This window comes from Syntrophaceticus schinkii (assembly GCF_000946815.1).
Taxonomy (GTDB): domain Bacteria; phylum Bacillota; class DSM-12270; order Thermacetogeniales; family Thermacetogeniaceae; genus Syntrophaceticus; species Syntrophaceticus schinkii.
Genome location: NZ_CDRZ01000030.1, coordinates 1 through 8,429, shown reverse-complemented (window position 1 = coordinate 8,429; position 8,429 = coordinate 1). Strand labels below are relative to the sequence as shown.

At 51.5% G+C, this 8,429-nt stretch carries 8 protein-coding genes and 1 pseudogene; all 9 read right to left on the bottom strand.

Features of this window, described 5'->3' with window-relative positions; genetic code table 11:
* Window positions 1-80: 80 nt before the first annotated feature.
* The 9 genes and pseudogenes from purH to SSCH_RS21585 all read right to left on the bottom strand — a co-directional run bounded on the left by purH (window position 81) and on the right by SSCH_RS21585 (window position 8,386).
* Entirely contained in the window at window positions 81-1,535 is a 1,455-nt protein-coding gene (gene purH / locus SSCH_RS02520) for a bifunctional phosphoribosylaminoimidazolecarboxamide formyltransferase/IMP cyclohydrolase (protein WP_044664096.1), read from the bottom strand.
* Window positions 1,536-1,553: 18 nt separating this feature from the next.
* Complete coding sequence (purN, locus tag SSCH_RS02515) at window positions 1,554-2,231, bottom strand: phosphoribosylglycinamide formyltransferase (protein WP_044664095.1); 678 nt, start codon at window positions 2,229-2,231, stop codon at window positions 1,554-1,556.
* A gap of 170 nt (window positions 2,232-2,401) precedes the next feature.
* Window positions 2,402-3,451: a phosphoribosylformylglycinamidine cyclo-ligase gene (gene purM / locus SSCH_RS02510; RefSeq protein ID WP_044664094.1), complete on the bottom strand. Its 1,050-nt coding sequence runs from the start codon at window positions 3,449-3,451 to the stop codon at window positions 2,402-2,404.
* A gap of 299 nt (window positions 3,452-3,750) precedes the next feature.
* Window positions 3,751-5,121, bottom strand: coding sequence for an amidophosphoribosyltransferase (purF, locus tag SSCH_RS02505; RefSeq protein ID WP_232294171.1), 1,371 nt, complete (start codon window positions 5,119-5,121; stop codon window positions 3,751-3,753).
* Window positions 5,112-7,309: pseudogene (gene purL, locus SSCH_RS02500) on the bottom strand (phosphoribosylformylglycinamidine synthase subunit PurL). The gene purF and the pseudogene purL overlap by 10 nt, the downstream one beginning before the upstream one ends.
* The gene (purQ, locus tag SSCH_RS02495) at window positions 7,302-7,802 is read right to left on the bottom strand and encodes a phosphoribosylformylglycinamidine synthase I (RefSeq protein WP_332306885.1); all 501 of its coding nucleotides are present in this window, start codon (window positions 7,800-7,802) and stop codon (window positions 7,302-7,304) included. Before purQ ends, purL begins: the two are co-directional and overlap by 8 nt.
* Complete coding sequence (locus SSCH_RS22220) at window positions 7,708-8,022, bottom strand: type 1 glutamine amidotransferase family protein (RefSeq protein WP_332306884.1); 315 nt, start codon at window positions 8,020-8,022, stop codon at window positions 7,708-7,710. Before SSCH_RS22220 ends, purQ begins: the two co-directional genes overlap by 95 nt.
* Complete coding sequence (purS, locus tag SSCH_RS02490) at window positions 8,019-8,273, bottom strand: phosphoribosylformylglycinamidine synthase subunit PurS (RefSeq protein ID WP_044664092.1); 255 nt, start codon at window positions 8,271-8,273, stop codon at window positions 8,019-8,021. Before purS ends, SSCH_RS22220 begins: the two co-directional genes overlap by 4 nt.
* A gap of 47 nt (window positions 8,274-8,320) precedes the next feature.
* Window positions 8,321-8,386 carry a hypothetical protein gene (locus SSCH_RS21585; RefSeq protein ID WP_408645682.1) on the bottom strand — a complete coding sequence of 22 codons (66 nt, stop codon included), beginning with the start codon at window positions 8,384-8,386 and terminating at the stop codon, window positions 8,321-8,323.
* Window positions 8,387-8,429: the final 43 nt, after the last annotated feature.

Below are 8,429 nucleotides of genomic sequence, written 5' to 3'. Positions count from 1 at the left end.
ACCTCCTCCGATCCCGGATGGCAGCCGCCTGGCTGGATCAAAGCTGTGACACCAGCGTCTTGGCTGCATATTCGATGGTATCAGGAAAGGGTAAGAACCCGTCCAGAAGCCATGACCGAACCCTCAGCCTTCTTGCCGGCCTTGGCTAGAGCGATCCGGGCAGCAGCCACACGGCTCACCTGTCCACAGCCGATCCCTATGGTCTGCCTCTCCTTTGCTATCACAATTCCATTGGAAGACACATGCTTCGTCACAATCCAGGAGAAAATCAGGTCATCCCATTCATCTTCAGATGGTGATCTTTTAGTAACCACTTTAGCATTCTGCTTCAAACCGCTAAGATCACCTAAACTGTCGGGATCTTGCAGTAAGAAGCCTCCGCTGACCCGCTTAACATCAACTTTTGCACGAAGGTCAGCAAATTCTGTACTGAGGATGCGCAAATTTTTCTTGCTCCTCAGAATTGTCAGGGCTTCTTCACTGTAAGCCGGGGCGATGATCGCCTCCAGGAAGGTTTCAGTCATCGCAATTGCGGTTTCCTCATCCACAGTGCGGTTCAGACCGACGATACCTCCGTAAGCAGCCAGTGAATCCGCCTCATAAGCCCGCCTGTAGGCATCCACAAGCCTGTCAGCCATTGACACCCCTGATGGTGTGCTGTGCTTGATCACCACAGCAGCAGGAACCTCAAACTCCGCCGCTATAGAAAGAGCTGCATTAAGATCGAGAATATTGTTGAAGGAGAGCTCTTTTCCATGATACTGCCGCGCCCCGGCCACACCGTAGGGCTGTCCAGAATCCTCCCGGTAGAAGGCAGCATCCTGGTGCGGGTTTTCACCATAGCGCAGGTCGCTGATCTTAACCAGAGGCAGGAGCATCTGAGCAGGAAATTTCACCTCTGCTGAAGACAGTACAGCATCTTCCTGGACACTTACACCGGAAAGATAGCTGGAAATAGCCGCATCATACTGAGCTGTATGCCTGAAGGCCTCCTGGGCCAGGTTCAGCCTTGTCGATAAACTGATTTCTCCCTGCTCCCGCAGTTCCTGAATTATTTGATCATAATGATTCGGGTTCACTACAACTGCTACCCTGGAAAAATTCTTGGCAGCAGCGCGCAGCATTGCCGGACCCCCGATATCGATCTGCTCCACAGCCTCACTGACAGGTATACCGGAGCGGGAAACAGTTTTCTGAAAAGGATAAAGATTAACAACAACCAGGCTGATCGTTTCAATACCCAGTTTTTCCAGCTGTGCCTTGTCCTCTGGAAGGTCGCGGGCCAAGATCCCTGCATGTATTCCAGGGTGAAGGGTTTTTACACGCCCCCCTAAAATCTCCGGAAAACCGGTTACCTTTTCCACACGCTCTACTTCAACACCGGCTTCCTCCAGCACACGAGCTGTTCCACCTGTAGAAATCAATTGGTAACCCAGTTCAGTGAGAGCAGAAGCAAATTCTGCAATACCTAGTTTGTCAGAAACACTGATCAATGCTCTTTTCTTCTCTTGTCTCTTACCACTCGTTTCAGTCACTGCAGGAAACCTCCTTGATTAAATCTGTACATCTTTTATCTTCAGCCATTCCAAGACACAGTCCTGGGGCTGCTGCGGAATTCTTCCTTCCCAGTTGATCATAACCCGCCTCCCCTGGATCTTCAGCCTTCCCTCAGCCAGGAGCTGTAGAGCTGCAGGGTATGTTATGTGCTCTTTGACGAGGATGCGCTCAGCCAGGGTTTCCGGTGTATCACTCTGGTAGACAGGAACCACCGACTGCAGGATGATCGGGCCTGAATCCATCTCCTCATCAACAAAATGCACGGTACAGCCGCTATAATGCACCCCATAATCTATAGCCTGCTTCTGCACCCCAAGCCCTGGGAATGCAGGCAGTAGCGCAGGGTGTATATTCACAACCTTCCCATCAAAATCATTTATGAATTCGTGAGTCAGGATTCTCATAAAACCGGCTAAAGCCACTGTATCCGGCCGGAATGCTCCAACCTCCCGCGCAAGAGCAGCATCGTATTCTTCACGATCAGCATAGCGGGCAGGATCAATAAATACAGTGGGAATACCCTGCTCTTTTGCCCGCTGAAAGGCATAAGGCTCAGGCTGATCGCTGAATATTCCCACTACCTGCATCTCAAGAGATCCTCTTGCGATAGCATCAAGGATTGCTTGCAGGTTTGTGCCCCGCCCGGACACCAGAACAGCAAGGCGGTGTTTCACACTTTTTCACCTTCTCCTTTCGGGGTGACTGTCACCTTTTAGCCGCAGTTGTCTATACAAGTTATCGTTTTTGGTGACTGTCACCATTTGGCCGTCACCATTGGCGTCACCATTTGGCCACTGTCACTTTTCTTTTTTCCGACCTCCGACCTCTGGCATCCGACCTCTATTTAAAGGTAGCTAACCCCGGAACCTCTGATAACCTTACCAATTATATAAGATTTCTCCCCCATCTCCTGCAGGGTACCCGTGACCCTTTCTGCATCGCTTTCCTCAACGATAAGAACAAAACCGATCCCCATATTAAACACCCGATACATCTCTTCTGTGGTAATACCGCCCATCTGCTGTAGAAACGGAAAAACCGGTGGAACCGGCCATTCCCCGCAATTGATGACCGCTCCCAGCCCCTGGGGAAGTGTCCGGGGAATATTTTCCGTAATCCCACCCCCGGTGATGTGAGCTGCACCCTTGACTACCATATACCCCAATCGCTCCCGCAAAGAGAGTATGGTTTTAACATAGATCCTGGTAGGGGTCAAGAGTTCCTCTCCGATGGTGCGCCCGGTTTCCGGAAACTGATCAGATGCGGAAAACCCGCATTTTTTGAAGAGGATATGGCGCACCAGTGAAAAACCGTTGCTGTGCACCCCTGATGAAGGAAGACCGATCACCAGGTCACCGGCGGAAATCCGCTGGCCATCCCAGATCTGATCACGGTTGACAGCACCAACAGCAAAACCGGCCAAGTCATATTCCCCCACAGGGTAAAAATCCGGCATCTCTGCGGTCTCTCCCCCGATCAGTGCACATCCCGCCTCACGGCAACCGGCAGCAACCCCATTCACTATCTCCTCTACTTGTTTCGGATCCACCTTCCCGCAGGCCAAATAGTCAAGGTAAAACAGCGGCTCTGCCCCGGTAACCAGGATGTCATTCACACACATCGCCACCAGATCGATCCCTACTCTGTCGTGCTTTCCAACCATCTGGGCGATTTTTAGCTTGGTACCCACACCGTCAGTACCGGAAACAAGAACCGGCTGGTAAAAACGGTTGAGGTCCAATGCAAAAAGTCCGGAAAACCCCCCAAGACCACCCAGTACCTCAGGTCTAAGGGTAGAGGCAACATGCTTTTTCATCAGCTCTACTGCCCGTTCCCCGGCATCGATATCCACACCTGCTTCCCTGTATAACGACTTATCCTTTTCTCTCTCCATCTATAAACCGCCTATCTGTATAAAATTAAAGAGATCACAGGGACGGTTCTCGTGATCTGTTTTCTACTTAACAAATTACGAAAATGAGTCCTTTTTCCAACGACCAACAACAAACCACTAACCACCAAAATCAGGAGAACGGTCATCTTCTTCGGTTCTCTTGAGCCACTCGTGTATTTTCTACTCAGCAGAATATGGAAATGATCTTCGTAATCCCTTTTCAGACAACAATCCTTTTCCTAACAACGGCATAGACCTCTATTATGACACCTGAAGGTGACACAAGTACCGTCCCTCTGTCACCTAATCGGGTAATCCCCACAGAAACAAGCATCACAGAGAATATCCGGATTAAATGGAGCCAGTGCCGCATGCAAACCGGAGCGGCTCAGGTAGCCCAAACTATCAGCCCCTATATGCTCACGGATCTCTTCAATGCAGTGGCTGGCAGCGATCAGTTCCCCGTTTTTAGATGTATCGATCCCATAATAACAGCTGTGAGTGACAGGTGGAGAACTGACCAGGAGGTGAACCTCCTTGGCCCCAGCCTCGCGGATCATCTGGACGAGCTTCCCGGAGGTGGTGCCTCTTACAATGGAATCATCCACCATGATCACCCGTTTACCAAAAATCATCTCACGAATGGGGTTTAGTTTGAGCCGCACCCCCAAATCCCGTGTTACCTGTACCGGGCGAATAAAGGTGCGTCCCACATAACGGTTCTTCATCAAGCCCTCTCTGAAGGGAAGTCCGCGCTCCATGGCATAAGCAAAGGCAGAACTTGTCCCAGAATCGGGCACCGGGATCACCATATCACCATCGAGCGGGTATTCCCGGGCGAGTTCCTTCCCCAGAGCATAACGCGCCTGCTGCACGCTCAGACCGTCAATAACACTGTCAGGCCTGGCCAGGTAGACAAATTCAAATACACATAAGGCTCTCTTGCAGTCTCTATGTGGCTGCAGGGCAGTAACCCCATCCTCATCGATCATCACAACTTCTCCAGGCTTCACATCTCTGATGAACTCCGCCCCAATAGTATCCAGGGCACAGGACTCTGAAGCCAGTATATACCCATCCCCCAAACGGCCCAGGCATAAGGGACGCATCCCGTGCGGATCACGTATCCCGAACATCTTCTTCTCGGTGATCAGGATCAGAGAATAGGACCCCTCCAGCTGTTCCATGGTCTTAAGAATTCCTGATGCCAGATCTTCAGTCCCTGCCCGGACAATCAGGTTGATCATCAATTCACTGTCAGCTGTGGACTGGAAAACCGCCCCGGAATCAGCCAGCTTTCTCCTTAGCTCTGCATAGTTGGTCAGGTTCCCGTTGTGCCCCAGGGCGATCATTCCCTGCTTGTAATAGAAGTTATGGGGTTGGGCATTTTCTATAGTGTTTTCCGCAGCTGTGGAGTAACGAACATGCCCCAGTGCGATATGCCCCTTCAGCATCCTCAATGTGTCTTCTGTAAAGACCTCACCGACGAGCCCCATTCCCTTGCGACAGGTGATCTTTTCCCCGTCACCGACCGCAATCCCGGCACTCTCCTGACCGCGATGCTGGAGGGCATACAAACCGTAGTAGGTGATCCGTGCCACATCCTGGCCAGGTGCATAAATGCCAAAGACACCACAGGCCTCTTTTGGCTTATCTTCATCTAAAAGCATTTCGAAATGCTCCCCCGCCATATCTTTTCCATCTCCTCAACATCCTGTTTGATCAAAACGCAACCCGCTGTATCACGAATAATCAAGTGATTCCCCCCGGTCTGGCCCAGCACCAGCGAGGATATCCCACTGTCTGCCGCTGTTTGCAGAACATCAGCCAACTCACGAGGGGTACAGGTAATTATTATACAGGACTGCACTTCTCCAAAGAGGAAGTTATCCTCCCGCCCTTCAAAGGGCAGTTCGATAGTAGCTCCCATCTTTCCTGAAATACAGCATTCTGCCATAGTTACAGCAAGTCCACCCTCAGCACAGTCATGAGCAGATTTGATGCTCCCATTCCTGATCAAATTGCGGCAGCATTCCTGAACCCGTTTTTCCTGTTCCAGGTCGAGATCCGGAACCTTTCCTGTCTCAAGATTGTGAACCAATGCCAGGTACTCGCTGGCTCCCAGTTGGGGAACAAATTTCCCTAGCAGTACGATCTTATCCCCCGGATGCCGAAAGGCGCCGGTAGCATGTCTGCCTGCATCAGGAAGAAAGCCAATCATACCCACAACAGGTGTGGGGAAAATGGCCTCACCATTAGATTCATTATAAAAGCTAACATTACCGCTGACAACAGGAATATCCAAGGCCTGGCAGGCCTCACTGATCCCCTCCACTGCCTGACAGAACTGCCAGAAAATTTCCGGTTTTTCGGGGTTGCCGAAGTTAAGACCATCGGTGAGTCCCACCGGTTCCGCCCCGACACAGGAAAGGTTGCGGGCAGCCTCTGCAACAGCAATAGCTCCCCCACGCCGGGGATCCAGATAGCAGTAGCGGGAGTTTCCATCTGTGGTCATGGCAATCCCTTTTGGCGAGCCCTTGATGCGCAGCACAGCAGCATCAGCGCCAGGGCCGACAACAGTATTGAGCAGTGCTGTATGATCAAACTGGGTATAAACCCACTCCTTGCTGGCAATGTTGGTTGATGCCAGCAGCTGTGACAGAACAAAGTTTAAATCATTGGGGACCGGAAGGTGATCAGGCTTCCAAGAGCGCACCTCCTGGTAATACTCCGGTTCTCGCTGCTCAGGGTACCAAACCGGTGAATCGGTGAGAGCCTTCACGGGAATTTCCGCAATAACTTCATCCCCATCCCGCAGCCGGTAGATATTATCCTCAGTCACCTTGCCTATAACAGTTGCTTCCACTCCCCATCTGGAATATATTTCCTTCACGGCTTGCTCATCCTGGGGTTCCAGCACCAGCAGCATCCGTTCCTGGGACTCGGAGAGCATGATTTCATAGGGGGTCACTCCCTCATCCCGGATGGGCACCAGGGAGACATCGATCTCTATGCCTGTGCCTGCTCTCCCGGCCATCTCAGCGCTGGAGCTGGTAAGTCCTGCTGCTCCCAGGTCCTGAATCCCTACCACATAACCTTTTTCCATCACTTCCAGGCAGGCCTCCATGAGGAGTTTTTCCAAAAAAGGATCCCCCCCGCCTGCACTGCCGGGGCTTCGGTTTCCTCACTCAACTCTTCAGAGGCAAAGGTACAGCCGTGAACCCCGTCACTTCCGGTCTTAGCACCGGCCAGCAGCACCAGATTACCGGGACCAGTCGCCCGCCCGCGCACAATTCTATCATGGTCTACCAGGCCAACAGACATGGCATTGACCAAGGGATTTTCTTTGAAGCTGGAGTGAAAAAAGATATCTCCACCAACTGTGGGAACACCGAGGCGGTTGCCGTAACCACCGATCCCCTCTATAACTCCGGATAAAAGATGGCGCACTGCATCATCATCCAGGCTGCCGAAGCGCAGGGAATTCAAAGATGCGATGGGGCGCGCCCCCATGGTGAAGATATCCCTGGTGACACCCCCTACTCCTGTGGCAGCACCTTCATAAGGCTCGATAGCTGATGGATGGTTGTGGCTCTCCACTTTAAAGATAACCGCTTGCCCATCCCCGATATCAACCGCTCCTGCATTCTCACCGGGGCCCTGCAGGACACGCTTCCCCTCTGTGGGGAACCTTTTTAATACAGGTCGGGAATTCTTATAACTGCAGTGTTCCGACCAGAGCACAGCAAAGAGCCCTGTCTCTAAATAGTTTGGCTCACGCCCAAGAAGTTCACAGATCTGTTCATATTCACCCGCGGTCAATCCCATCTCTTGCCATACAGGCTTCTGTTCAGCCATGAACAGTCACCCCCTCCTGACGGTTGATCCCTAACCAGTTCAAAATAGACAGAAAAATATGCAGCCCTGCTGTATTGCCCAAGATCTCTTCGGCACAGCGTTCCGGGTGAGGCATTAAACCTAGAACATTCCCCTTTTTGCTGCAGATGCCGGCGATATTCCCCACAGACCCATTGGGGTTCGCCTCAGATGCGATCTCTCCTGCTTCTGTACAGTAGCGGAAGACCACCTGTCCCTGTTGCTCCATCTTAATTAGTTCCTGATGATCGATGTAATAGTTCCCTTCACCATGGGCAATAGGAACACTGATCACCTCTCCCCTTCGGTAGCTGTTGGTAAAGGGAAGGGTGTTGTTCTCCACCTTCAAAAAAACATCATGGCAGCGAAACCGCGGTATCTCATTGCGGCGCAACGCTCCCGCAAGCAGGCCCGCCTCCAGAAGAACCTGAAAACCGTTGCCGATACCTAAGACAAGCCCCCCCTGCTCCCGCATATTTTACGACTTCATCCATTACCGGAGCCACAGCAGCCACTGCCCCAGCCCTCAGATAATTTCCGTAAGAAAAACCACCGGGAAGAATCACACAGTCAAAACCGTTTAAATCCCTCTCCTGGTACCAAACATAAGAAACAGAGTGGCCGAGCACCTGATCGATAATATAGTAGCAGTCAGCAGCATCAGACCCGGGAAAAACCACTACTCCAAATCTCATTCTTCAACCTCCCGCAGCTCAAAAGTGTACTCCTCCATTACCTTGTTGACGAGGAGTTTCTCACACATTTCTTCTACCGCTTGTTCCGCTGCAGATCGATCAGCAGTGCTGAGAGTGAGAACCAGGTACTTGCCTGTCTTTACATCTTCTACCTGGTCGTACCCTAAAGACTTTAAGCCGTGTTTAACTGTTTTACCCTCCAGATCGAGGATCCCTTTTTTCAAACTTATATAGATTCGTGCCTCAAACAATAGCTTTCCCTCCTGTCTTCAGCTTCTCTGCCTTCCTGACTACACCCTCAGCCATCGTTCCTGTTATATCTCCTGAACTTTTCCCGCAGCTCAGGATCCTGGATGCTCAGCATCTGAACTGCCAGAAGAGCGGCATTGCGCGCCCCATTGACAGCA

Bases quoted from the DNA above. Each gene is read 5' to 3' on its own strand.
- purQ (WP_332306885.1), bottom strand. From the start codon at position 7,802: ATGCGGGAGCAGGGGGGGCTTGTCTTAGGTATCGGCAACGGTTTTCAG.
- SSCH_RS22220 (WP_332306884.1), bottom strand. From the start codon at position 8,022: ATGAGATTTGGAGTAGTGGTTTTTCCCGGGTCTGATGCTGCTGACTGC.
- purF (WP_232294171.1), bottom strand. From the start codon at position 5,121: ATGCTTTTAGATGAAGATAAGCCAAAAGAGGCCTGTGGTGTCTTTGGC.
- purM (WP_044664094.1), bottom strand. From the start codon at position 3,451: ATGGAGAGAGAAAAGGATAAGTCGTTATACAGGGAAGCAGGTGTGGAT.